Annotated in this window: 22 protein-coding genes; 4 read left to right on the top strand and 18 right to left on the bottom strand. The window is 67.3% G+C overall.

The window, feature by feature from the left end:
- The first annotated feature begins 12 nt into the window (after positions 1-12).
- On the top strand, positions 13-2,496 hold the full coding sequence (locus tag BMY35_RS22150) for a glycogen/starch/alpha-glucan phosphorylase (RefSeq protein ID WP_093203779.1): 2,484 nt from the start codon (positions 13-15) through the stop codon (positions 2,494-2,496).
- A gap of 4 nt (positions 2,497-2,500) precedes the next feature.
- On the opposite strand, the gene BMY35_RS22145 is transcribed toward BMY35_RS22150, so the two are convergent.
- From BMY35_RS22145 to BMY35_RS22130, 4 genes are all read right to left on the bottom strand, one after another.
- A complete protein-coding gene (locus BMY35_RS22145; RefSeq protein ID WP_093203776.1) occupies positions 2,501-2,971 on the bottom strand; it encodes an ExbD/TolR family protein in 471 nt (156 codons plus the stop codon).
- Between the two features lie 28 nt (positions 2,972-2,999).
- On the bottom strand, positions 3,000-3,695 hold the full coding sequence (locus BMY35_RS22140) for a MotA/TolQ/ExbB proton channel family protein (protein ID WP_093203773.1): 696 nt from the start codon (positions 3,693-3,695) through the stop codon (positions 3,000-3,002).
- A gap of 24 nt (positions 3,696-3,719) precedes the next feature.
- Positions 3,720-4,565, bottom strand: coding sequence for a 4-hydroxy-tetrahydrodipicolinate reductase (gene dapB / locus BMY35_RS22135; RefSeq protein WP_093203771.1), 846 nt, complete (start codon positions 4,563-4,565; stop codon positions 3,720-3,722).
- A gap of 109 nt (positions 4,566-4,674) precedes the next feature.
- Positions 4,675-5,241: an outer membrane protein assembly factor BamE gene (locus BMY35_RS22130; RefSeq protein ID WP_093203768.1), complete on the bottom strand. Its 567-nt coding sequence runs from the start codon at positions 5,239-5,241 to the stop codon at positions 4,675-4,677.
- A gap of 93 nt (positions 5,242-5,334) precedes the next feature.
- Between BMY35_RS22130 and fur the strand changes: the two genes are divergently transcribed.
- Complete coding sequence (gene fur / locus BMY35_RS22125) at positions 5,335-5,754, top strand: ferric iron uptake transcriptional regulator (RefSeq protein ID WP_093203766.1); 420 nt, start codon at positions 5,335-5,337, stop codon at positions 5,752-5,754.
- 57 nt (positions 5,755-5,811) lie between these two features.
- Here fur and hprK read toward each other — a convergent pair whose 3' ends face one another.
- The 4 genes from hprK to BMY35_RS22105 all read right to left on the bottom strand — a co-directional run bounded on the left by hprK (position 5,812) and on the right by BMY35_RS22105 (position 10,325).
- A complete protein-coding gene (gene hprK, locus BMY35_RS22120; protein ID WP_093203763.1) occupies positions 5,812-6,771 on the bottom strand; it encodes an HPr(Ser) kinase/phosphatase in 960 nt (319 codons plus the stop codon).
- A 98-nt stretch (positions 6,772-6,869) separates the two neighbouring features.
- The gene (locus BMY35_RS22115; RefSeq protein ID WP_019655574.1) at positions 6,870-7,337 is read right to left on the bottom strand and encodes a PTS sugar transporter subunit IIA; all 468 of its coding nucleotides are present in this window, start codon (positions 7,335-7,337) and stop codon (positions 6,870-6,872) included.
- Positions 7,338-7,530: 193 nt separating this feature from the next.
- A complete protein-coding gene (gene hpf / locus BMY35_RS22110; protein ID WP_019655573.1) occupies positions 7,531-7,860 on the bottom strand; it encodes a ribosome hibernation-promoting factor, HPF/YfiA family in 330 nt (109 codons plus the stop codon).
- A gap of 344 nt (positions 7,861-8,204) precedes the next feature.
- Positions 8,205-10,325: an ATP-dependent helicase gene (locus BMY35_RS22105; protein ID WP_093203760.1), complete on the bottom strand. Its 2,121-nt coding sequence runs from the start codon at positions 10,323-10,325 to the stop codon at positions 8,205-8,207.
- A 236-nt stretch (positions 10,326-10,561) separates the two neighbouring features.
- Between BMY35_RS22105 and corA the strand changes: the two genes are divergently transcribed.
- Together corA and BMY35_RS22095 are read left to right on the top strand one after the other, a co-directional pair.
- Positions 10,562-11,548, top strand: coding sequence for a magnesium/cobalt transporter CorA (gene corA, locus BMY35_RS22100; RefSeq protein WP_093203758.1), 987 nt, complete (start codon positions 10,562-10,564; stop codon positions 11,546-11,548).
- Between the two features lie 81 nt (positions 11,549-11,629).
- A complete protein-coding gene (locus tag BMY35_RS22095; RefSeq protein ID WP_093203755.1) occupies positions 11,630-12,394 on the top strand; it encodes a YoaK family protein in 765 nt (254 codons plus the stop codon).
- On the opposite strand, the gene BMY35_RS22090 is transcribed toward BMY35_RS22095, so the two are convergent.
- The 10 genes from BMY35_RS22090 to BMY35_RS22045 all read right to left on the bottom strand — a co-directional run bounded on the left by BMY35_RS22090 (position 12,387) and on the right by BMY35_RS22045 (position 23,727).
- Positions 12,387-13,130: a 5'-methylthioadenosine/adenosylhomocysteine nucleosidase gene (locus BMY35_RS22090; RefSeq protein ID WP_371287187.1), complete on the bottom strand. Its 744-nt coding sequence runs from the start codon at positions 13,128-13,130 to the stop codon at positions 12,387-12,389. The two genes, BMY35_RS22095 and BMY35_RS22090, sit on opposite strands and share 8 nt — an antisense overlap.
- A gap of 150 nt (positions 13,131-13,280) precedes the next feature.
- Positions 13,281-14,912 (bottom strand): ABC transporter substrate-binding protein, encoded by a 1,632-nt coding sequence (locus tag BMY35_RS22085; protein ID WP_093203750.1) that lies wholly within the window; start codon positions 14,910-14,912, stop codon positions 13,281-13,283.
- Positions 14,913-14,985: 73 nt separating this feature from the next.
- Positions 14,986-16,023, bottom strand: coding sequence for a dipeptide ABC transporter ATP-binding protein (locus BMY35_RS22080; RefSeq protein WP_093203747.1), 1,038 nt, complete (start codon positions 16,021-16,023; stop codon positions 14,986-14,988).
- Entirely contained in the window at positions 16,020-17,045 is a 1,026-nt protein-coding gene (locus BMY35_RS22075) for an ABC transporter ATP-binding protein (RefSeq protein WP_093203745.1), read from the bottom strand. Before BMY35_RS22075 ends, BMY35_RS22080 begins: the two co-directional genes overlap by 4 nt.
- 17 nt (positions 17,046-17,062) lie before the next feature.
- Complete coding sequence (locus BMY35_RS22070) at positions 17,063-17,968, bottom strand: ABC transporter permease subunit (protein WP_093203742.1); 906 nt, start codon at positions 17,966-17,968, stop codon at positions 17,063-17,065.
- 4 nt (positions 17,969-17,972) lie between these two features.
- On the bottom strand, positions 17,973-18,977 hold the full coding sequence (locus BMY35_RS22065; protein ID WP_093203740.1) for an ABC transporter permease subunit: 1,005 nt from the start codon (positions 18,975-18,977) through the stop codon (positions 17,973-17,975).
- Positions 18,978-19,040: 63 nt separating this feature from the next.
- Positions 19,041-20,720: a long-chain-fatty-acid--CoA ligase gene (locus BMY35_RS22060; protein ID WP_093203737.1), complete on the bottom strand. Its 1,680-nt coding sequence runs from the start codon at positions 20,718-20,720 to the stop codon at positions 19,041-19,043.
- A gap of 99 nt (positions 20,721-20,819) precedes the next feature.
- The gene (locus BMY35_RS22055) at positions 20,820-22,244 is read right to left on the bottom strand and encodes an NAD(P)(+) transhydrogenase (Re/Si-specific) subunit beta (RefSeq protein WP_093203735.1); all 1,425 of its coding nucleotides are present in this window, start codon (positions 22,242-22,244) and stop codon (positions 20,820-20,822) included.
- Complete coding sequence (locus BMY35_RS22050) at positions 22,241-22,573, bottom strand: NAD(P) transhydrogenase subunit alpha part 2 (RefSeq protein ID WP_093203732.1); 333 nt, start codon at positions 22,571-22,573, stop codon at positions 22,241-22,243. The genes BMY35_RS22055 and BMY35_RS22050 overlap by 4 nt, the downstream gene beginning before the upstream one ends.
- Before the next feature lie 23 nt (positions 22,574-22,596).
- Positions 22,597-23,727, bottom strand: a complete 1,131-nt coding sequence (locus BMY35_RS22045; RefSeq protein WP_093203729.1) for a Re/Si-specific NAD(P)(+) transhydrogenase subunit alpha — start codon at positions 23,725-23,727, stop codon at positions 22,597-22,599.
- Positions 23,728-23,744: the final 17 nt, after the last annotated feature.

Genomic DNA, 23,744 nt, shown 5'->3' with positions numbered 1-23,744 from the left:
GGGAGCGTTCCCATGACGATCAAGGACTTCGCCTACGACCACCCCGACCGCGACGTCGCGGCCTTCAAGCGCGCCGTGGCCAACAAGCTGATCTACGCGGTCGGCAAGGACCCCGTCGCGGCCAGCCAGGACGACTGGCTCAACGCCACCTCGCAGGCGGTGCGCGACCAGTTGGTCGAGCGCTGGATGATGACCACGCGCGCCAACTACGCGCAGGACTTGAAGCGCGTCTACTACCTGTCGATGGAGTTCCTGATCGGGCGCACCTTCACCAACGCGCTGCTGGCGGTGGACCTGTACGACACCGTGCGCGAGGCGCTGGCCGACTTCGGCGTGGACATGGCGGCGCTGTCCGAACGCGAGCCCGACGCGGCGCTGGGCAACGGCGGCCTGGGGCGGCTGGCGGCCTGCTTCCTCGACTCGATGGCCACGCTGGGCGTGCCGGGCATGGGCTACGGCATCCGCTACGAGTACGGCATGTTCCGCCAGCGCATCGTCGACGGCCAGCAGGTGGAGACACCCGACTACTGGCTCACGCGCGGCAACCCGTGGGAGTTCCAGCGGCCCGAGGTGAACTACCGCGTGCGCTTCGGCGGCCACGTGCAGAAGCGCGAAGGCGCCGGCGCGGCATCGGGCGCCGCCGACTGGGTCGACACGCACGACGTGCTGGCGGTGGCCTACGACACCATCATCCCGGGCTACGGCACGCAGGCCACCAACACGCTGCGGCTTTGGTCGGCGCGCGCCACCGAGGAGATCGACCTCTCGGCCTTCAACCGCGGCAACTACATGCAGGCGGTGGAGAGCAAGAACCACTCGGAGAACGTCTCGCGCGTGCTCTACCCCGACGACTCCACGCCCTCGGGCCGCGAGCTGCGGCTGCACCAGGAGTACTTCTTCTGCAGCGCGAGCGTGCAGGACCTGCTGCGCCGCTACCTGCGCAACCACAAGACCTTCGACCAGCTGTCGGAGAAGGTCAGCATCCACCTGAACGACACGCACCCCGTGCTGGCGGTGCCCGAACTCATGCGGCTGCTGCTCGACGAGCATGGCCTCTCGTGGGACGTGGCCTGGGCGCACACGCAGAAGGTGTTCAGCTACACCAACCACACCCTGATGCACGAGGCGCTGGAGACCTGGCCGGTGGAGATGCTGGGGCGCATCCTGCCGAGGCACCTGCAGATCATCTACGACATCAACGCGAAGTTCCTCGCCGCCGTGACGCAGAAGGTGGGCAACGACGTGGAGCTGATGCGCCGCCTTTCGCTGGTCGACGAGGCCGGCGAGCGGCGCGTGCGCATGGCCTACGTGGCGGTGCTCGCGAGCCATTCGGTCAACGGCGTGTCGGGGCTGCACTCGGAGCTGATGAAGCAGTCGATCTTCTCGGACTTCGCGAAGATCTTTCCCGAGCGCTTCAACAACAAGACCAACGGCGTCACGCCGCGCCGCTGGCTGGCGCAGGCCAACCCGCCGCTGGCGGCGCTGCTCGACCAGCGCATCGGCAAGGGCTGGCGGCGCGACCTGTCGCAGCTGGAGGCGCTCAGGCCCATGGCCGCGCAGCCGGCCTTCGTGCGCGCGTTCCGCCACGCCAAGCGCGAGAACAAGCTGCGGCTGGCCAACTGGGTCGAGCAGCACCTGAAGATCGACATCGACACGGACGCGCTGTTCGACGTGCAGGTCAAGCGCATCCACGAATACAAGCGGCAGCTGCTCAACGTGCTGCACGTGGTGACGCGCTACCACCGCATCCTCGACGCGCAGGCCGCGGGTACGCCGATCGACATGGTGCCGCGCGTGGTGGTGTTCGCGGGCAAGGCGGCATCGGCCTATGCGATGGCCAAGCTGGTCATCCGGCTCATCAACGACGTGGCGAGCACCATCAACGCCGACGCGCGCGTGGGCAAGCTGCTGAAGGTGGTGTTTTTGCCGAACTACAGCGTGAGCCTGGCCGAGGTCATCATGCCGGCGGCCGACCTCTCGGAGCAGATCTCCACGGCGGGCACGGAAGCCTCGGGCACCGGCAACATGAAGTTCGCGCTCAACGGCGCGCTCACCATCGGCACGCTGGACGGCGCGAACGTGGAAATGCGCGAGAGCGTGGGGCCCGAGAACATCTTCATCTTCGGCAATACCACGCCCGAGGTGGCCGACATCCGCGCGCGGGGCTACCAGCCGCGCGAGATCTACGAGGAGAACGCCGAGCTCAAGCGCGTGCTCGACGCGATCCGCGACGGAGAGTTCTCGCCCGGCGAGCCGGCGCGCTACCAGGGCATCTACGACGCACTGGTGAACTGGGGCGACCACTACCTGCTGCTGGCCGACTACGCGAGCTACGTGGCGAAGCAGGCCGAGGTCGATGCGCTGTACCGCGACTCGGATGCGTGGACGCGCACGGCGATCCTCAACGTGGCGGGGATGGGGGTGTTCTCGTCGGACCGCACGATTGCGCAGTACGCGCACGAGATCTGGCACACCAAGCCAGTAGTGCTGGGCTAGCCAGCTAGCTTCCCGGCTTCTTCGGCGGTTCGGCTTCCGTGACGAAGCCGATGCGGCTGAGCCCGGCCTTGTTCGCGATGCCCATCAGCGCCACCACCTTGCCGTAGGGCACGGTCTGGTCGGCGCGCAGCTGCACCTCGGTGTCCTTGCTGTCGGCGGCGGCCTTTTCGAGTTGCTGCGCCAGTTCCTCGTCGGTCACGGCCTTGTCGTTGAGGAAGACCTTGCCCGATGCGTCGACCGACAGGCTCACGAACTTGGGCGCGTCGTTGGGCTGGCCGGCATCGGTCTGCGGCAGGTCGAGCTTGATCGAGCTGGCCATCAGCGGCGCGGTGATGATGAAGATCACCAGCAGCACCAGCATCACGTCGACCAGTGGCGTGACGTTGATGTCGGACAGCGGCCGCTGCGCGCCCGCGCCCATGGCGCGACCGCCGCCGCCGGTGGCGCTGCCCAGTGATGTGCGACCGAAGGCCATGGCTGCGGCTCTTGCTGTCTGCGTGCTCTCAGACCGGCATCGGCCGCGCGGGCGGCGGCGCGACGGGCGCGGCCGGGGCTCCGAAGCTGCCCAGCAGGTCGTGCGCGAAGCCTTCGAGCTCGGCTTCGATGCGGCCGATGACGCGGCCGAAGACGTTGTAGGCCAGCACGGCCGGAATGGCCACGGCCAGGCCGAAGGCCGTCATGATGAGCGCCTCGCCGACCGGGCCCGCCACCTTGTCGATGGTGAAGCCGCCGGTCTGGCCGGCAATGCCCGTCAGCGCGCCGTAGATGCCCCAGACCGTGCCCAGCAGCCCGACGAAGGGCGCGGTGGCGCCGACCGTGGCCAGCAGGATCTGCCCCGCCTGCAGCCGGCGCAGCGCGCCGTGCAGGGCGTCGCGCAGCACGCGCGTGAGCCGCTGGTTGCGGTCGACCGTGGCGCCCAGCGTGCCCGCCGCTTCGCCGGCGGCCACGCTCCTGATGGCCGACACGGCGGGCGACACCAGCGTCGCGCGGTCGAAGGCCCTGAGTTTCTGCTCGGCGTCGGCCAGCGTGGACGACTGCCAGAACGCCGCGATGCTGCGCAGCACGTCGCGCGTGCCGCCGCGCAGCAGCCACGCCTTCCAGAGGATGATGACCCAGCTCGCGATCGACATCGCGAGCAGCAGCGCGGCCACCGAACGGCTGACGCCGTCACCGTGGGCCAGCAGTTCGAGCACGCTCATCGGCGGTCCTTCCGGGCTGCGCGGTCAGCGCAGGCCGAGCACGTCGTACATGTCGAACAGGCCCGCGCGCTGCCCGGCCAGGAAGCGCACCGCGCGCAGGCTGCCCTGTGCATACGTGACGCGGCTCGACGACTTGTGGGTGATCTCGATGCGCTCGCCGGTGCCGGCGAACAGCACGGTATGGTCGCCCACGATGTCGCCGCCGCGGATGGCCGAGAAGCCGATGGTGGACGGGTCGCGCTCGCCGGTGATGCCCTCGCGGGCATAGACGGCACAGTCCTTGAGGTCGCGGCCCAGCGCGTCGGCGATGACCTCGCCCATCTTGAGCGCGGTGCCCGAGGGCGCGTCGACCTTGTGGCGGTGGTGCGCCTCGATGATCTCGATGTCGTAGCCCGTCGCCATGGCCTTGGCCGCCATCTCGAGCAGCTTGAAGGTGACGTTGACGCCCACGCTCATGTTGGGCGCCATCATGATCGCGATGTCCTTCGCGATCTCGGCGATCTCGGCCTTCTGGGCGTCGCTGAAGCCGGTGGTGCCGATGACGGCCTGCACGCCCAGTTCGCGGCAGACCGCGAGATGCGCAAGCGTGCCCTCGGGGCGGGTGAAGTCGATGAGCACCTGCGCGTCCTTCAGGCCGGCGCGCAGGTCGGACACGATGGACACGCCGCTGTCGAAGCCCAGGAAGGCGCCGGCATCGGCGCCGAGGGCCGGGCTGCCGGCGATGTCGAGGGCGCCGGCCAGGCGCAGGTCGGGCGCGTTGCGCACGGCCTCGATCAGCATGTGGCCCATGCGGCCCGATGCCCCGGCGATGGCGACGCGGCGCGGCGCGGAGGCGGAATTGCTGGTGGGAGTGGAGGTGGATTCGGTCACGCTGGTTCAGTCTTCGGGAATTTCGAAACGGCCAATGGCATGCATGGACACGGAACGGACGCCGCCCGACTGGCGGGCGCCGCCCGCAGCCGCCGATGCTCCTGCGCGCTCAGCGCGCGGCTTCGAGCGGGGGGTAGGCGGCCGGCAGCGGCGGCAGGGAAGCCGACGACGAGCCCTTGGAGGCATCGGCCTTCTTCTCGTCGTCCTTGGGGGCGTATTTCTTGAGCTCGTCTTCCGAGGCCTCGAGCGCGGGCACCTTGCCGGATTTCTTGCGGGTGTCGAGCGTGGCGACGAATTCTTCCTCGCTGGGCATCTCGTCGCCCTGGAAGCGGTCCATGATCTCGCCGTTGAAGAACACGGTCAGGCGGCGTTCCTGTGGGTCGACGCCCTGGCGGCGGATGGTGAAGACGTAGTCCCAGCGGTTGGCGTGGAAAACGTCGTTCAGCAGCGAGGTACCGAGGATTTCACGCACCTGCTGGCGGGACATGCCCGGCTTGAGCGCCGCGACCTGTTCCTTCGACACGAAATTGCCCTGAACCACCTCGACTTTGTAGGGGGTTACGGCGGCCAGCGCGCCACGCGTGCGCTCGGTGAAACCACTGCAGGCACCGAGGCCGAGCGTTGCCGCGACGGCGACAGCCAGCAGCCAGGGCCGGCGTTGGAAGTTGGCAGGCATGGGAGGAAAAGGGGGTAGCGATATGATCGGCCATTGTAGCGGCTGGCCTTTTCAGGGCCTTTAGCCGCAGCCCTCCGGGGCGCAGGAACCAACATGGCCAACATCGACGAACTGAAGAATACCGGCCTCAAGGCCACCCTCCCGCGCCTGAAGATCCTGGAGATCTTCCAGACCGGCAGCCAGCGGCACATGACGGCGGAAGACGTGTTCCGCGTGCTGCTCAACGAACATTCCGACATCGGCCTGGCCACGGTCTACCGGGTGCTCACCCAGTTCGAGCAGGCCGGCATCCTGGAGCGGAGCCACTTCGAGAGCGGCAAGGCGGTCTACGAGCTGAACGAAGGCACCCACCACGACCACCTGGTGTGCACCTCCTGCGGCAAGGTCGAGGAGTTCTACGATGCCGAGATCGAGCGCCGCCAGCAGATGGTCGCCAAGGACAAGGGCTGGATCCTGCAGGACCACGCCATGTCCCTCTACGGTCTTTGCGGAGATTGCGCCAAGAAGCGCTGATACGAAGCAGGAAAACGGGAAAAGGAAACGCGGCCCGGCGGCGGCCGCCGGAACCGATCAATCCCCGTCGCGGGAGTTTTCCATCGCCTTGTGGTGCCGCGCCACGAAGTCGGCGTACGTGTCGATGCCGCGCAGCTGCAGGATCGAGTTGCGCACCGCCGCTTCCACCAGCACGGCGATGTTGCGCCCGGCCACCACCTGGATGATGACCTTGCGCACCGGGATGCCCAGCACGTCCTGGGTGAGCGGAGCCGAGGGCATGCGCTCGTAGTCGCGCTCGAAGCTGTCGCGCCGCACGAGGTGCACGATGAGCTTCAGCCGCATCTTCCGGCGCACCGCCGTCTCGCCGAAGATCGCGCGGATGTCCAGCAGGCCGATGCCGCGCACCTCGAGCAGGTTCAGCAGCAGGTCGGGGCAGCGCCCCTCGATGGTGTTCTGGTTGATGCGGTAGAGATCGACCGCGTCGTCGGCCACGAGGCCGTTGCCGCGCGAGATCAGCTCCAGCCCCAGCTCGCTCTTGCCCAGGCCCGACTCGCCCGTGATCATCACGCCCATGCCCAGGATGTCCATGAACACGCCGTGCATCGAGGTGCGCTCGGCGAAGTGCTTGGACAGGTAGGCACGCAGCAGGTCGATCACGAAGGCCGACGACTCGCGCGTGGCGAAGAGCGGCAGCTGCGCGCGCTCGCAGATCGACAGCAGCTCGTCGGGCGCGGCCTGGCCGTCGGCCAGCACCAGCATCGGCGGCTCCAGCGTGACGATGCGGGCGATGCGCCGCGCGCAGTCTTCCTCGCTGCCGCGCGTGAGGTAGGCCACCTCGCGGGCGCCGAGGATCTGCACGCGGTACGGGTGGATGTAGTTGAGGTAGCCGACGAGGTCCGCGGCCGACTGGGCCCGGCTGATGACCTCGGGGTCGAACTGGCGCTCCGAGGCGCCCAGCCCCGCGAGCCATTCCCACCGGAGCGAGCCACGGAACTCCTCGAACATGGCATCGGCGCTGATGACTGTCGGCTTCATGCGTTCAGGAGGCGGCGCGCGGGCGCCGGCATTGCGTTGGAATGAGGGAAGAAGGAGCCGCGCAGCTTATCAGCAGCCGCGCGCGCCGACGCATGCGCTCAGGCGACCTGGGTGGATTGCCAGCCGGCAATGAGGTCGTGCAGGGCAGTTGCGTCGGTGCTGGACTTGATCTGTTCGCGCAGGCTGGCGTCGCTCAGCAGCTCGGCGATTTCGGAGAGGATTTCGAGGTGCTTCTGCGTGGCCGCTTCGGGCACCAGCAGGAAGATCAGGAGTGCGACGGGTTGCTCGTCGGGGGCGTCGAAGCCGATGGGATTGGCCAGCTGGAACACGGCTGCCATCGGCGACTTGAGGCCCTTGATGCGGCCATGCGGAATGGCGACGCCGTGACCCAGGCCGGTGGAGCCGAGGCGCTCGCGCGCGAAAAGGCTGTCGGTGATGAGGGCACGGCCCAGACCGTGAAGGCTTTCGAACAGCAGGCCGGCTTCTTCGAAAGCACGTTTCTTGCTGGTAGCGTCAACGCTCACGAGCACTTGAGCGGGCGGCAGGATGGACGCGAGGCGATTCATGGTGGGTGCAGAGCGGGGGCGATTATGCACCCGCTTGGTAAAAACCCCCAGTCCCCCTATTTACTTTCTGTCTACATGTTGCCCAGAGGCCTCGTGCTCTCCTCTGGGCGCCTGCCAAAAGACCCAGCGTCACAGTCGGAAAAACGAAAGGCCGCCCTGAGGCGGCCTTCGATGCGAGCCCTGGGGCTCTCTCTTACATCAGGCGCTTGGGTGCCGCGTGATGGTGGTCCTGCAGGCGGTCCTTGTGGCGCACCACCTGGCGGTCGAGCTTGTCGACCAGTTCATCGACCGCAGCGTAGAGATCAGCGTGGCTCGACTCCGCGAACATGTCATTGCCCTTGACGTGGATGTTGCATTCCGCCCTTTGGCGGCGTTCCTTTTCCTTCTGCTTTTCCACCGTGAGGATCACCTTTACATCGACCACCTGGTCGAAGTGTCGGATGACCCGGTCCAGCTTGCTCGTGACGTAGGTGCGCAAGGCAGGTGTGACGTCGAGGTGATGACCGCTGATCGTCAAATTCATGAATGACCTCCTGGAATTGACGGTTGGGGAAATGACCGCGCCGCAGGATGCGGTTTGGCCGGCGAAACGGGAGTTCTCTTGGGGGTAGGGAAAGGGAGGAAGGGGGGAGGGGAAGAAGAGGAGAAAGAGGGGACGGTCGATTCACTATGCCCAAGCTGTCACGGTATTGCAATACCTGAGTTGCCCGGGGTTTTGCCGCCTCTTGAGCAGCTTTTCACACGCTAGCGAATCGATAGCTGCGGGCACGCGCGGGGCTGGCGATGCCGCGCGTTCGAAACAAGTGTTTCAGCGCCGCGCGGCCGGTGACCCTGCCGCCGGAAGGGCCAGCCGCCCTGCCCGCCCGCTCAGCGCCAGGCAGCGCGCATCCTGTTTCGCAGGTCGATCACCGCGCTGGGCGGCGGCACGGCCGGTGCCCGCTCGGGCGGAGGCGGCCAGGTCTGCTGCTCGAAGCCTTCCAGGTCGGCGTCGGCGATGAAGCGCGTGCGGTTGGCGTACATGTGCCTGTCGCCTCGCGCCGCCTGCTGCGTGACGTAGAAGCGCTGCGGCACCAGCAGGTGCAGGTGGTCGCGGGCCCGGGTCATCGCGACGTAGAGCAGCCGGCGCTCCTCTTCCAGCTCGTGCGCGCTCTGCGCCACGTCGGCCGGCAGGCAGCCGTCGACCACGTTGAGCACGTGCACCGAATTCCATTCCTGCCCCTTTGCCGAGTGGATGGTGGAGAGGATCAGGTAGTCCTCGTCGAGCAGCGGCGGCCCCGGCCGGTCGCTGGTGGCTTCGGGCGGATCGAGCGTGAGTTCGGTGAGAAAGCGCTCGCGCGAGGCATACCCGGCCGCGAGGCGCGCGAGCTGTTCCAAGTCGGCGCGCCGCACCCCGGAGGTGTCCTCGTACAGGCGCTCCAGGTGCGGCAGGTACCAGTCCATCGCCAGCTCGACGTCGGCCGGCCACTTGAGCCCCGGCGCGCGCAGGGCGGCATAGGCTTCGACGAAGTCGGCCCATTGCGCGCGGGCGGCCGAAGGCGGCACGAACTCGCGCACGGCCGCGGCCGGGTCGGCGGCCTGCTCCATCGTGTCGAGCAGGCGTGCGCTGGTGGCGGGGCCGATGCCCGGTATCAGCTGCGTCACCCGGAACCCCGCCATGCGCCCGCGCGGGTTCTGTGCGAAGCGCAGCACCGCGAGCAGGTCCTTCACGTGCGAGGCCTCGAGAAACTTGAGCCCACCGAACTTCACGAACGGGATGTTGCGCCGCGCCAGCTCGAGCTCGAGCGCCGCGCTGTGCGTCGAGGTGCGGAATAGCACCGCCTGCGACTTCAGCGCCAGCCCGCCCTCGCGATGCGCCAGCACCTTGTCGGCCACCCAGCGCGCCTGCCCGGCCTCGTCGGGCACGAGCACCAGCAGCGGCTTGCCGGCCGAGGGCTTGTCGGTCCACAGCGTCTTGGCATGCCGCTCGGCGGCCTGCGCGATCACGCGATTCGACACGTCGAGGATCGGCTGCGTCGAGCGGTAGTTGCGCTCCAGCGTGACCACGCGCGCCTCCTGCGCGAACTGCGAAGGGAAGTCGAGGATGTTGCGCACCGTGGCGCCGCGAAAGGAATAGATCGACTGCGCGTCGTCCCCCACCACCGTCACGCCGCGCCCGTCGGGCTTGAGCGCCAGCAGGATCGAGGCCTGCAGCAGGTTGGTGTCCTGGTACTCGTCGACCAGCACGTGGTCGAAGCGCCCGCCGATGTGCGCGGCCAACGCGGGTTCGGCGGCCATCTCGGCCCAGTAGAGCAGCAGGTCGTCGTAGTCGAGCACGTTCTGCCGCTGCTTGGCCTCGACATACGCGCCGAACAGCTTCTTCAATTCGGCCTCCCACTCGTCGCACCAGGGAAAGGCCTCCTTAAGCACATCGGCCAGCGGCGCGCGGGTGTTCACGCAGCGCGAGTAGATCGACAGGCAGGTGCCCTTGCGCGGAAAGCGGTTGACGGTGGAAGACAGGCCGAGCTCGTGGCGCACCAGCCCCATCAGGTCTTCGGCGTCGCCGCGGTCGTGGATGGTGAAGTTCTCGTCGAGCCCGATCTGCGGCGCGTACTCGCGCAGCAGCCGCGCGCCGACGCCGTGGAAGGTGCCGGCCCAGGGCAGCGCGGGCGGCGCCTCGGACTTCAGGCCCAGCACCTGCGCCAGCACCCGGCCGGCGCGGCGCTCCATCTCTTGCGCGGCACGGCGAGAGAAGGTCAGCAGCAGCAGGCGCTGCGGATCGACGCCGCCGGCGATGAGGGTTGCGACGCGGTGCGCCAGCGTGCTGGTCTTGCCCGAGCCGGCGCCCGCGATGACGAGCAGCGGCCGCTCGTCGCGCCCGGCGGTGGCCGCGCTCACGCCGTGCTCGACCGCCGCGCGCTGCGCCTCGTTGAGCGAGGCGAGCGCGTCGGCCAGGCGTTCGGCCTGGGTCTTCGGCACGGCCGGAAAAACGGGGAGCGCAGTGGTCTGCATGGCGCACGACTTTACTGTATGCCCGTCCAGTCCGGCCACCTCGTCGACATATGAGCGGTGACATAATCGCGCCTCGCTGCAACCGGAGATTTTTCCAATGGAAACCGCCCCGTCTCGGCAGCTTTCAACTCCCTTTCGCTGACGCCTTTTCTGCGCTTCCTGCGCACGTCGGGCCGGGGAATTGAAAGCGCCCCCTCCCCTCGCCCACCGTCCAGTCATCTCCGGGAGTGAGCCCAATGCTCAACATCTTCACGCTCGCCAACGGCCGCCTCGTCCAGGAAGAGATCGAGGCCCTCGAAGAGCTCTCCAAGTTCCAGCCGATCTGGGTCGACCTCGAATCGCCCACGCTCGAGGAAAAGCGCTGGATCAAGCAGTACTACGGCCTGTCCATTCCCGAAGACGCGATGGACGAGGACATCGAGGAGTCGGCCCGCTTCTACGAGGAAGACAACGGCGAGCTGCACATCCGCTCCGACTTCCTGATCGACGACGACGAGGCACCGCGCGCGGTGCGCGTCGCGTTCATCCTCAACCAGCACAACACCGACCTGCGCAGCCGCGGCGTGCTGTTCTCGATCCACGACGAGGACGTGCCGGTGTTCCGCCTGCTGCGCATGCGCGCGCGCCGCGCGCCGGGGCTGATCGAGGACGCCAAGGAAGTCATGCTCAAGCTCTTCGACGCCGACGCCGAGTACTCGGCCGACTCGCTGGAGAACATCTACGACGAGCTCGAGGCGGCCAGCAAGAAAGTGCTTTCGGGCAACGTCAGCGACGAGCTGGCCGGCGAGGTGCTCGGCGCCATCGCCCGGCAGGAAGACCTGAACGGGCGCATCCGCCGCAACGTGATGGACACGCGCCGCGCGGTCAGCTTCATGATGCGCAGCAAGATGCTCAACGCCGAGCAGTTCGAGGAAGCGCGCCAGATCCTGCGCGACATCGAGTCGCTGGACAACCACACGGCCTTCCTCTTCGACAAGATCAACTTCCTGATGGATGCGACCGTCGGTTTCATCAACATCAACCAGAACAAGACCATCAAGATCTTCTCGGTGGCCAGCGTCGCGCTGCTGCCGCCGACGCTGATCGCCAGCATCTACGGCATGAACTTCAAGTTCATGCCCGAGCTCGACTGGGCCATGGGCTACCCGTATGCCATCGTGCTGATGGCGGCCAGCGCGCTGGTGCCGATGTGGTACTTCCGCCGGCGCGGCTGGCTGAAGTAGGCACGAGCAACGGGCGGGGGCCGGCCCCCGGCCCCGGGGTGCTAGAGTGGCCGGCAGCCAGGCGCTGACCGGAGAGCCACAGTGCGCAGACTTCGTTTTCTCACCAACCGCCATCGCGCGCCGTCCACCAACGCCGCGCTGGGCCTGCTGCTGGCCTTCAACGCCGGCGCCGTCAATGCGGGCGGCTTCCTCGTGCTGCACATGTACACCTCGCACATGACCGGCTTCGCCTCTCAGCTGGCGGACGGCATGGTGCTGGGAAACGTCAAGCTGCTGCTGAATGCGCTGGGCGCGATCCTGGCCTTCGTGACCGGCGCGGCCGTCTGCGCGGTACTTGTGAACTGGGGCCGGCAGCACCGCATGCACGGCGTTTACGCGCTGCCGCTGATGCTCGAGGCGGCGCTGATGTTTCCCTTCGGGCTCATGGGCGCCATCACGCTGACCTGGGCGACGCCGTTCGCGGTGCCGCTCACCGTGCTGCTGCTGTCCTTCATCATGGGCCTGCAGAACGCGGTGGCGTCCAAGACCTCGGGCGGCAGCATCCGCACCACCCACATGACCGGCAACATCACCGACATGGGCATCGAGATCGGCAAGATGCTCTACTGGAACCGCCGCTCGAAGTCGGCACCGTCGCCGGCCCTTGTTGTGCGCCACGACCGCAGCCGCATGCGCCGCGCCGGCGGTCTGGTCGGCATGTTCGTGCTCGGCGGCGCGGTGGGCGCGCTGGGCTTCAAGTACGTGGGCTTCGTCTGCGTGGTGCCGCTGGCCGCGCTGCTGCTCGCGCTGTCGATCCCGCCGCTGCTGCGCGACATTCCGCGCCGTCGCACGCCCTCGCTCAGCTGAGCTCCCGCGGCGACAACGAAGCCAGCCACGCATCGACGAGCGCGAGGCTGTAGCGGCTCGCCACCGCGACGACGAAGCGTGAGAAGTCGCCGTGCGCGGCATCGTCGGCCCGGTCGGAGATCGTCCGCATCGCTGCGAAGGGCACGCCGTAGTCATGGCACACCTGCGCCACCGACGCTCCTTCCATCTCGACCGCGAGCGCATCGGGCAAGGCGCGCTGCAGCGCCGCGCTCTCGGCAGTAGTCGAGACGAACCTGTCGCCGCTCACCAGCAGGCCCCGATGCACCCTCGGCGAACGAAGGCCGAACTCGTCGACGGCCTCCTGCCCCAGCAATGCCACCGGATCGCGCAGCGTCGTTTCGGCAACGGCCGCCAGTGCATCGGCCATGGCCGCATCGGCCGCGAAGCGCGACAGGCCCATCAACGGCACCTCGTACTTCGGGAAGATCGGCGAGGCATCGAGGTCGTGCTGCAGCAGCTGCGTCGCGACCACCACGTCACCTACGTTCACGCCCGGCGCCAGCCCGCCCGCGACGCCGGTGAACACGATGGCCCGCACGCCGAAGCGCTCCAGCAGCACAGTGGCCGTGATTGCCGCGGCGACCTTGCCGATGCGCGACAGCACCGCGACCACCGGCTGGCCATGCAGATGGCCCACCCAGAAGTCGCGGCCCGCGACGCGAACGCGCTGCTCGTCGGGCATCAGCGCGAGGAGCGCGCCCAACTCCTCGTGCATCGCCGCGACGATGGCGATGGGCGCGCGTGACAGAGAGCTCAAGCTACTTCTCTTTCCAGGAACACCGCGGAACCGGCTTTGCCGGGCCGCAGGTGTTGCCCCCTGCAAGGGGGTTGGCGTAGCGACACGAAGTGCGCGAAGCCTGGAGGTTTACTTGATGTCCACACCGTAGAAGGTGTGGCGGCCGAAGGGGCTCAGCTTGAAGTCGATCACTTCCTTGCGCACCGGCTTCAGCTGCACCGCGTGCGCGATGGTGAACCACGGCGCCTGCTCCTTGAAGATCAGCTGGGCCTTCTTGTAGAGCGCGTCGCGGTCGGCCTGCTTGGTCGCGCTCTTGGCCTTCACCACGAGGTCTTCGTACGGCTGGTAGCAGAACTTCGAGATGTTGCTGCCGCTGGCCGACTTGGCCGACGAGCAGCCCAGCAGCGTGTAGAGGAAGTTGTCGGGGTCGCCGTTGTCGCCGGTCCAGCCCAGCATGCCCATCTGGTGCTCGCCGGCCTGCAGGCGCTTGCGGTACTCGCCCCACTCGAAGCTCTTGATCTCGGCCTTGACGTTGATCTTGGCCAGGTCGGCCTGCATCAGCTCGGCGATGCGCTTGGCGTTCGGGTTGTACGGGCGCTGTACAGGCATGGCCCACAGGTCGGTCGAGAAGCCGTCGGGGAAGCCGGCCTGCGCCAGCAGCTTCTTCGCGGCTTCGGGATCGTACGGATCGTCCTTCACCGCGTCGTTGTAGGACCACATGGTCGGCGGGATCGGGTTCTTCGCCGCCACGCCGGTCGACAGGTACACGCCGTCGATGATGGCCTTCTTGTTGATCGCCATGTTGATGGCCTTGCGCACGCGCACGTCGTCGAAGGGCTTCTTCGTCGTGTTGTACGAGAGGTAGCCCACGTTCAGGCCGGGCTGCTCCAGCAGCTGCACGTTCGGGTCCTTGCGGATCGCGTCGAGGTCGGCCGGGTTCGGGTACGGCATGACGTGGCACTCGCCCTTCTGCAGCTTGGCCCAGCGCACCGACGCGTCGGGCGTGATCGCGAACACGAGGTCGTCGATCTTGGCCTTGCCGCCCCAGTACTGCGGGAAGGCCTTGAAGCGGATGATCGCGTCCTTCTGGTACTGCACCAGGTAGAAGGGGCCGGTGCCGATCGGGTCCTGGTCGACCTTCTCGGGCGTGCCGGCCTTCAGCATCGCGATGGCGTATTCCTTCGACTGGATGCCCGCGTACTGCATCGCCAGGTTCGCGAGGAACGGCGCCTCGGGCTGGTTCAGCACGATCTTCACGGTGTAGTCGTCGATGCGGTCCACCGTCTTCAGCAGCTTGGGCATGCCCATGTCGTTGAAGTACGAGTGGTTCTGGCTCGTCACCTTGAAGAAGGGGTCGCTCTCCTTCCACTGCCGCTCCAGCATGAAGATGAAGTCGTCGGCGTTGAAGTCGCGCGTAGGCTTGAAGCTCTTGCTCGTGGTGTGCCACTTCACGCCCTTGCGCAGGTGGAAGGTGTAGACCGTGCCGTCGGCCGAGATGTCCCATTTCTCGGCGAGGCCGGGCACGACCTTGGTGCCGCCGCGCTCGAACTCGACGATGGTGTTGTAGACCTGCGTGGTCACGTCGAACGAGGTGCCGGTGGTGTTCATCCCCGGATAGAAATTCTCCGGGCTGCCTTCCGAGCAATACACCAGCGTCTTGGCGGACACCGCGCCGCAGGCCAGGGTAAGGGCTGCAAGCGCTGTCGGTGCCAGGAGCGCCAGGCTTCGTGAGCGGCGCGAAACGGTGGGCTGGGTCTTCATGTGGACTCCTTGATACACGGTTGAAAAAACTGCGAGAACGGAAACGAAAGCGGAAACTGAAACGGAAAGGACACTAGGAATTCGTCGCCATCGCGATGGCGGCGGAGGGAACATCGGCACGCACCAATGGCGCGCCTTCGAGGAACTTCTCCGAGAAGTGGCAGGCCACCAGCCGCTCGTCGAGCATGCGCGGCAGCGGCCTTTCCTCGCGGCAGCGCTGCTCCACATGCGGACAGCGCGTGCTGAACACGCAGCCCGACGGCGGATTCAGCGGCGACGGCAGCTCGCCCTTGAGCACGATGCGCTGGCTGCTCAGGCCCGGCGTCGAGGCCAGCAGCGCCTGCGTGTAGGGATGCAGCGGCCGCGCGAAGATGCGCGACTTCGGGCCCTGCTCCACCGCGTGGCCGAGGTACATCACGAGCACGTCGTGCGCGATGTGCCGCACCACGCCGAGGTCGTGCGATATGAAGAGGTACGCGAGGCCCAGCTCGGCCTGCAGGTCGGCCAGCAGATTCAGCACCTGCGCCTGGATCGACACGTCGAGCGCCGACACCGGCTCGTCGGCCACCAGCAGGCGCGGGTTCAGCATCAGCGCGCGCGCGATGGCGATGCGCTGGCGCTGCCCGCCCGAGAACATGTGCGGATAGCGATTGGCGTACTCGGGCCGCAGGCCCACGCGCGCGAGCATGTCGCGGGCCTTCGCGGCGCGCTCGGGCTTGCCCATGCTCGTGTTGATGGCCAGCGGATCCTCGAGCACGGTCGAGATCTTCTTGCGCGGATTGAGCGAGCCGTACGGGTTCTGGAACACCAGCTGCACCGCCTGGCGCAGCTCCCGCTTGCGCTCGGCGGGCGTGTCGACCGCATCGGCGCCGACCAGCGTGAGCTGGCCTGCCGTCGGCTTCTCGATCAGCGAGACCATGCGCGCCAGCGTCGACTTGCCGCAGCCCGATTCGCCGACCACGGCCAGCGTGCGGCCGCGCTCGATGCGAAAGGAAATGTCGCCCACGGCACGCAGGTGCGAAGGCGCGCGGAACAGCCCGCGGCGGACGTCGTAGGTGCGCTGGAGGTTCTTCGCCTCGACGACCACTTCGTTGCTGGAAGCCGCGCTCATGCCGCCACCTCCGCGGCCTGCCGCTTCGGCGGATCGCTCGCGATCGCCTCCCTGCGCCCAGGATCGCCGAGCGGAAAGTGGCAGCGCACCTCGGCGCCATGCGATTCCCTCAGCGCCGGCCGCACCTGGCAGGCGCGCTCGGTGACGTAACCGCAGCGCGGCGCGAACAGGCAGCCGGCAGGCCGGTCGTGCACGCCGGGCACCACGCCGCTGATGGTGGCGAGCCGCCCCTCGGGAGCGGCGCGTTCGGGCAGCGCCGCGAGCAGCGCCTCGGTGTAGGGATGCTGCGGCGAGGCGAAGAGCCTATCGACGCGCTGGTGCTCCATCACCTGGCCCGCGTACATCACGGCGATGCGCTGCGCCATCTCGCTGACCACGCCCATGTTGTGCGTGATGAGCACCAGCGCCATGCCGCGCTCCTTCTGCAGGTCGCGCAGCAGGTCGAGGATCTGCGCCTGGATGGTCACGTCGAGCGCGGTGGTCGGCTCGTCGGCGATCAGCAGGCGCGGGTTGCAGGCAATGGCCATCGCGATCATCACGCGCTGGTTCATGCCGCCCGAGAGCTGGTGCGGAAAGCTGCCCAGGCGCGACGAGGCGGCCGGAATGCCGACCTGCTCGAGCAGCTCGGTGGCGCGTTTCTTCGCTTCGCGCTTGTCGAGCTTCAGGTGCAGCCGCAGCGTCTCCATCAGCTGGAAGCCGATGGTGAAGCAGGGGTTGAGGCTGGTGGTCGGCTCCTGGAAGATCATCGCGACTTCCTTGCCGACCAGCGAACGGCGCGCCTTGTCGGAAATGCCGAGCAGGTCGTTGCCCGCGAAGCGCATGTGGTCCGCGCGCACGCGGCCCGGAAAGCCGACGAGGCCCATCAGCGCCATCATCGTGACGCTCTTGCCCGAGCCCGATTCACCGACGATACCGAGCACCTCGCCTTCTTCGAGTGAGAGGCTCACGCCGTCCACAGCGTGCAGCACGCCGCCCTGCGTGGGGAACTCGACGTGCAGATCCTTGATGTCAAGCAAAGGCATCTTTTCTCTCCTTTGCTTCAGCGCTTGAGCTTCGGGTCCAGCGCATCGCGCAGGCCATCGCCCAGAAGATTGAAAGCCAGCACGGCCGCGAGGATCGCCATGCCGGGGAAGGTGACCACCCACCATGCGCGCAGCACGAATTCGCGCGCGTCGGCCAGCATCGTTCCCCACTCGGGCGAAGGCGGCTGCGCGCCGAGGCCGAGGAAGCCGAGCGCCGCCGCGTCGAGGATGGCGGTGGAGATGCCGAGCGAAGCCTGCACGATCAGCGGCGCGGCGCAGTTGGGCAGCACCTCGCTGAACATCAGCCGCAGCGTGCCGGCGCCGCTCACGCGCGCGGCGGTCACGTAGTCGCGCGAGACCTCGGCGATGACGGCGGCGCGCGTGATGCGCACGTAGTGCGGCAGCACCACGATGGCCACCGCGAGCATCGCGTTGATGAGCCCCGGCCCGAGGATCGCGACGATCACGATGGCCAGCAGCAGGCTGGGCAGCGTGAGCACGATGTCCATCAGCCGCATGATCGCGATCTCGAGCACGCCGCGGAAGAAGCCCGCGATCAGCCCGAGCACGATGCCGACGACCACCGACAGCGCCACCACCGCGACGCCGATCGACAGCGACAGGCGCGCGCCGTACATGAGCCGCGAAAGAATGTCGCGGCCGATGGCGTCGGTGCCCAGCAGGTAGCTCATGGAGCCGCCCTGCTGCCACGCCGGCGGCTGCAGGAAGGCGGCGCTGTTGGTCTCGTTGGGTGCGTGCGGCGCGATCCACGGTGCGAACAGCGCGACCAGCAGCAGCACGACGATGGTGGCGAGCCCGATGACCGCGCCGCGGTTGGCCGAGAAGGCCGTCCAGAACTCGCGCCAGGGGCCGGGAGGGGCGGCGCTTTTCACGCCGTTCGAAATGATCTGTGTCGAGGCCATGAGCTCAGCGCCGGATGCGGGGATTGATGACGCCGTAAGCCACGTCGACGAGAAGATTCACGAGCATCACGATGCCGCCGAGCAGCAGCATGCCGCCCTGCAGCACCGGGTAGTCGCGCCGGCCGATGGCCTCGATGAGCCACTTGCCGACGCCGGGCCAGGAGAAGATGGTCTCGGTGAGGATCGCGCCCGTGAAGAGCACGCCCACCTGCAGGCCGATGACGGTCACGACCGGGATGAGCGCGTTGCGCAGCGCATGCAGCCCCACCACGCGAAAGCGCGACAGGCCCTTGGCGCGCGCGGTGCGGATGTAGTCCTCGCCCAGCACCTCGAGCATGGCCGAGCGCGTCATGCGAGCGATGACCGCGAGCGGCACGGTGCCGAGCACCACGGCCGGCAGCACGAGGTGATGCAGCGCCGACCAGAAGGCGCCGGTGTCGCCGGCGCGCAATGCGTCGATCAGCAGGAAGCCGGTGTCGGGCTCGACGTAGTACTGCACCGCGATGCGGCCCGACACGGGCGTCCATCCGAGCTGCACCGAGAAGAACAGGATCAGCAGCAGCCCCCACCAGAAGATCGGCATCGAGTAGCCGGTGAGCGAGGTGGCCATCACGCCGTGGTCGAAGATGGAATTGCGCCGCACCGCCGCGAGGATGCCTGCCGGCAGGCCGAGCAGCAGCGCGAAGAGAATTGCGCACACCGCGAGTTCGACCGTGGCCGGAAAGAGCGAGAGGAACTCGCTCATCACCGTGTCCTGCGTGATGAGCGACTTGCCGAGGTCGCCGTGCAGCACGCGGGCGATGTAGATGCCGTACTGCACGATCACCGGCTTGTCGAAGCCGTAGGCGGTGCGCAGTTCGGCATGGCGCGCGGGGTCGATTCCGCGCTCGCCGGCCATTGTTTCGATAGGGTCACCCGGCACGAGCCGGATGAGGAAGAAGGCGAGCAATGTCATGCCGAAGAAGGTCGGCACCAACAGACTCAAACGGGTAAAGACAAACCTGAGCATCGACCCGCGAATATGCAAGATCGATGCCTCGGCCCCACCCGGGCCGAACCCTTATTCCAGCACTTACTTCTTGGCGTCGCGCAGCTCGCGGCGAAGGATCTTGCCGACCGGCGTCTTCGGCATGTCGGTACGAAACTCTACGATGCGCGGCTGCTTGTAACCCGTAAGGTTTGCTCTGCAGTATTCGCGCACCTGCGCTTCGGTGAGCGAAGGGTCTTTCTTCACGATCACGAGCTTCACGGCCTCGCCGGTCTTGTCGTCGGGCACGCCGACCGCGGCGCACTCGAGCACGCCCGGAATCAGTGCGACCACATCCTCGATCTCGTTCGGGTACACGTTGAAGCCCGACACCAGGATCATGTCCTTCTTGCGGTCGACCACCTTGAAGTAGCCGCGCTCGTCGACCACGCCGATGTCGCCGCTCTTGAAGTAGCCATCGGCCGTCATGACCTTGGCGGTCTCGTCGGGACGCTGCCAGTAGCCGGCCATCACCTGCGGGCCCTTGATCGCGATTTCGCCGCGCTCGCCGACGGGCACTTCGTTGCCGTCGTCGTCGAGCAGCTTGAGCCAAGTGCTCGGCAGCGGCAGGCCGATGGTGCCGGTGTAGGCCGTGCTGTTGGTCGGGTTGCAGGTGGCCGAGGGCGAGGTTTCGGAGAGGCCGTAGCCCTCGCAGATCGGGCAGCCGGTCTTCTCGAGCCAGAGCTTCGCGACAGCGGCCTGCACCGCCATGCCGCCGCCGACCGAGACCTTGAGGTTCTTCCAGTTGACGGTGTTGAAGTCGGGATGGTTCGCGAGGCCGTTGAACAGCGTGTTGACGGCCGGGAAACTGTGGATGGTGTGCTTGGACAGTTCCTTCAGCACGCCGGGAATGTCGCGCGGATTCGGGATCAGGATCAGCTTGCCGCCCGTGCGCATGCTCAGCATCATGCCGACCGTGAACGCGAAGATGTGATACAGCGGCAGCGCGCACACGCCCGTGGGCTGCTCGTTGGCCGGCACCTTGTTCATGACCGGCTCGTTCCATGCCTCGGACTGCAGCACGTTGGCGATCACGTTGCGATGCAGGAGCACCGCGCCCTTCGACACGCCGGTGGTGCCGCCGGTGTACTGCAGCACCGCCACGTCGTCGGGGCCGATGGCCACGGGCTTCGGCGAGGCACTCGCGCCCTTGTCGAGCGCGTCGTTGAAGCGCACCGCGCCCGGCAGGCTGAAGGGAGGCACCAGCTTCTTGACGTTGCGCACCACGTAGTTGACGAGCGCGCCCTTCAGGAAGCCGAGGCGGTCGCCCATGGAGGCCAGCACGATGTGCTTGACCGGCGTGCTCGCGATGCATTGCTGCAGCGTGGTGCCGAAGTTCTCCATGATGACGATGGCCTTCGCGCCCGAGTCCTTGAGCTGGTGCTCGAGCTCGCGCGGCGTGTACAGCGGGTTCACGTTGACCAGGATCAGGCCGGCGCGCAGGATGCCGGCGACCGCGACCGGGTACTGCGGGCAGTTCGGCATCATGACCGCGACGCGGTCTCCCTTGGCCAGGCCCAGGCCCTGCAGGTAGCCCGCGAACGACTTGCTCTGCCTGTCGGTCTCGGCATAGCTGATGTCCTTGCCCATGAAGCTGTAGGCCGTGCGGTCCGCGTACTTCGTGAAGCTCTCTTCCATGAGCGCGACCAGCGAGGGGTACTGCGAGGCGTCGATATCGGCAGGCACGCCCTGCGGATAGCTGCTGAGCCAGGGACGATCGGTCATTGTTTTGTCTCCTCCGGGAGTCGGACTGTTGAAAACGAAAACGGCGCACGAAGTGGCGCCGCGAAGAACTCGTCCGCTGCGCGGACGGGGACCTTCGGCCTATTCGATGGCCTTGCCCATATCTTCCACTACTTTTTTGGCATCGCCAAAGACCATCATGGTCTTGTCCATGTAGAAGAGCTCGTTGTCCAGGCCGGCATAACCAGCGGCCATGGAGCGCTTGTTGACGATGACGGTCTTGGCCTTGTAGGCCTCCAGGATCGGCATGCCGTAGATCGGGCTGCCCTTGGTGTGCGCGGCAGGGTTCACGACGTCGTTGGCGCCCAGGATGATCGCCACGTCGGCCTGGCCGAACTCGCCGTTGATGTCTTCCATTTCGAACACCTGGTCGTAGGGCACTTCGGCCTCGGCCAGCAGCACGTTCATGTGGCCGGGCATGCGGCCCGCCACCGGGTGGATGGCGTACTTCACGGTGATGCCCTTCTCGACGAGCTTCTGCGCGAGCTCCTTCACCGCGTGCTGGGCACGGGCGACCGCCAGGCCGTAGCCGGGCACGATCACCACCGTCTCGGCGTTGCCGAGCACGAAGGCCGCGTCGTCGGCGCTGCCGCTCTTCACGGGGCGCTGCTCCTTCGCACCACCGGTGGCCGCAGCCGCGTCGCCGCCGAAGCCGCCCAGGATCACGTTGAAGAACGAGCGGTTCATGGCCTTGCACATGATGTAGCTCAGGATCGCGCCCGAAGAGCCCACCAGCGAACCGGCCACGATCAGCATCGCGTTGTTCAGGCTGAAGCCGATGCCGGCCGCCGCCCAGCCCGAGTAGCTGTTGAGCATCGACACCACCACCGGCATGTCGGCGCCGCCGATCGGGATGATGATGAGCACGCCCATCACGAAGGCCAGCGCCAGCATCGCGAAGAAGGCCGGCCAGCTTTCGGTGAACACGAACACCAGCCCCAGGCCTATGGTCGCCAGGCCCAGCACGAGGTTGAGCATGTGCTGGCCCGCGAACTGCACCGGCGCGCCCTGGAACAGGCGGAACTTGTACTTGCCCGAGAGCTTGCCGAAGGCGATGACCGAGCCGCTGAAGGTGATGGCGCCGATGGCCGCCCCCAGGAACAGCTCGAGCCGGTTGCCGCTCGGGATCGGATCACCCTTGAGCGCGATGCCGAAGGCATGCGGCTCGGCCACGGCGGCCACGGCGATGAACACCGCGGCCAGGCCGATCATGCTGTGCATGAAGGCGACCAGCTCGGGCATCTTGGTCATCTCGACCTTGTTGGCCATGTAGGCGCCCAGGCCGCCGCCGGCGACCAGCGCGACCAGCACGTAGGCCAGTCCGTTGAGGTTGCCGCTGGCGAGCTTGTAGATCAGCGCGCCGGTGGTCAGCACGGCGATCGCCATGCCGGTCATGCCGAAGATGTTGCCGCGGATCGAAGTGGTGGGATGGCTCAGGCCCTTCAGGGCCTGGATGAAGCAGATGCTGGCGACGAGGTACAGCAGCGTGACGAGATTCATGCTCACTTGGCGGCTCCCTCGGCGTTGGCCGCGGGGGCGGCCTTCTTGTCCTTCTTCTTGAACATCTCCAGCATCCGCCGCGTGACGAGGAAGCCGCCGAAGACGTTCACCGCGGCGAGCGCCACGGCGAGCACGCCCATGGTCTTGCCCAGCGGCGTGTCGGTGAGCGCGGCCGCCAGCATGGCGCCCACGATCACGATGGCCGAGATGGCGTTGGTCACGGCCATCAGCGGCGTGTGCAGCGCTGGCGTGACGGTCCACACGACGTGGTAGCCGACGTAGATGGCCAGCACGAAGATGATCAGGTTGATGACTGTGTGAGAGACGATGTCCATGTTCTTCTCCTCGGCGGGCTGGGTTACTTCTTCGTGACCTGGCCGTCCTGCGTGACGCGGCAGGCGGCGACGATGTCGTCCTCGAGGTCGATCTTCAGCGCGCCCTCCTTGGTGACGATGAGCTTGAGAAAGTCGAGCACGTTGCGCGCGTAGAGCGCCGATGCGTCGGCCGCCACGAGCGCGGCGAGGTTGGTCTCGCCCACGATGGTCACGCCGTGCTTCACGACCGTCCTGTCGGCTTCCGACAGCGGGCAGTTGCCGCCCACGCCGTCGGGGCCCTTGCCGGCCGCGATGTCGACGATGACGGAGCCCGGCTTCATCGACTTGACCATGTCCTCGGTGATGAGCGTCGGTGCGGCGCGGCCCGGAATGAGCGCGGTGCTGATGACCACGTCGGCCAGCGCCACGCGCTTGGCGACCTCGGCCTGCTGGCGGGTGAGCCAGCTCGCGGGCATGGGCCGCGCGTAGCCGCCGACGCCTTCGGCCGCGTCCTTTTCTTCCTGCGTCTCGTAGGGAACGTCGATGAACTTGCCGCCCAGCGACTCGATCTGCTCCTTGACGCTGGGGCGCACGTCGGACGCCTCGATGACGGCGCCCAGTCGCTTGGCGGTGGCGATGGCCTGCAGGCCCGCCACGCCCACGCCCAGGATGACGACGCGCGCGGCCTTCACGGTGCCGGCAGCGGTCATGAGCATGGGGAAGAAGCGCTGGTACTTGTCGGCCGCGATCATCACGGCCTTGTAGCCGGCGATGTTGGCCTGGGAGCTGAGCACGTCCATGCTCTGGGCGCGCGTGGTGCGCGGCGCGGCTTCGAGCGCGAAGCCGGTGACGCCGGCGGCGGCCAGGCGCTGCAGGCCGGCCGCGTCGAAGGGATTGAGCATGCCGATGACCACGGCGCCGGACTTCAGCAGCGAGGTTTCCGATTCGGTCGGGGTGCGCACCTTGAGCACCATGTCGGCGGAGAAGGCACCCGGTTGATCGGTGATCTCTGCACCTGCGGCCTGATAGGCGCTGTCGGTGACGCTGGCCGCGACGCCTGCCCCCGACTGCACCCGTACGGTGTGCCCTGAGGCGACAAGTTTCTTCACCGTCTCAGGTGTAACAGCCACGCGGGTTTCGCCTGCCAGTGTCTCGGCGGGCACGCCTATCAGCATAGAGATCTCCTCAGAGC

It is taken from the genome of Variovorax sp. YR750 (assembly GCF_900109805.1).
Taxonomy (GTDB): domain Bacteria; phylum Pseudomonadota; class Gammaproteobacteria; order Burkholderiales; family Burkholderiaceae_C; genus Variovorax; species Variovorax gossypii.
This window is presented reverse-complemented; position numbering and strand designations above follow the sequence as displayed.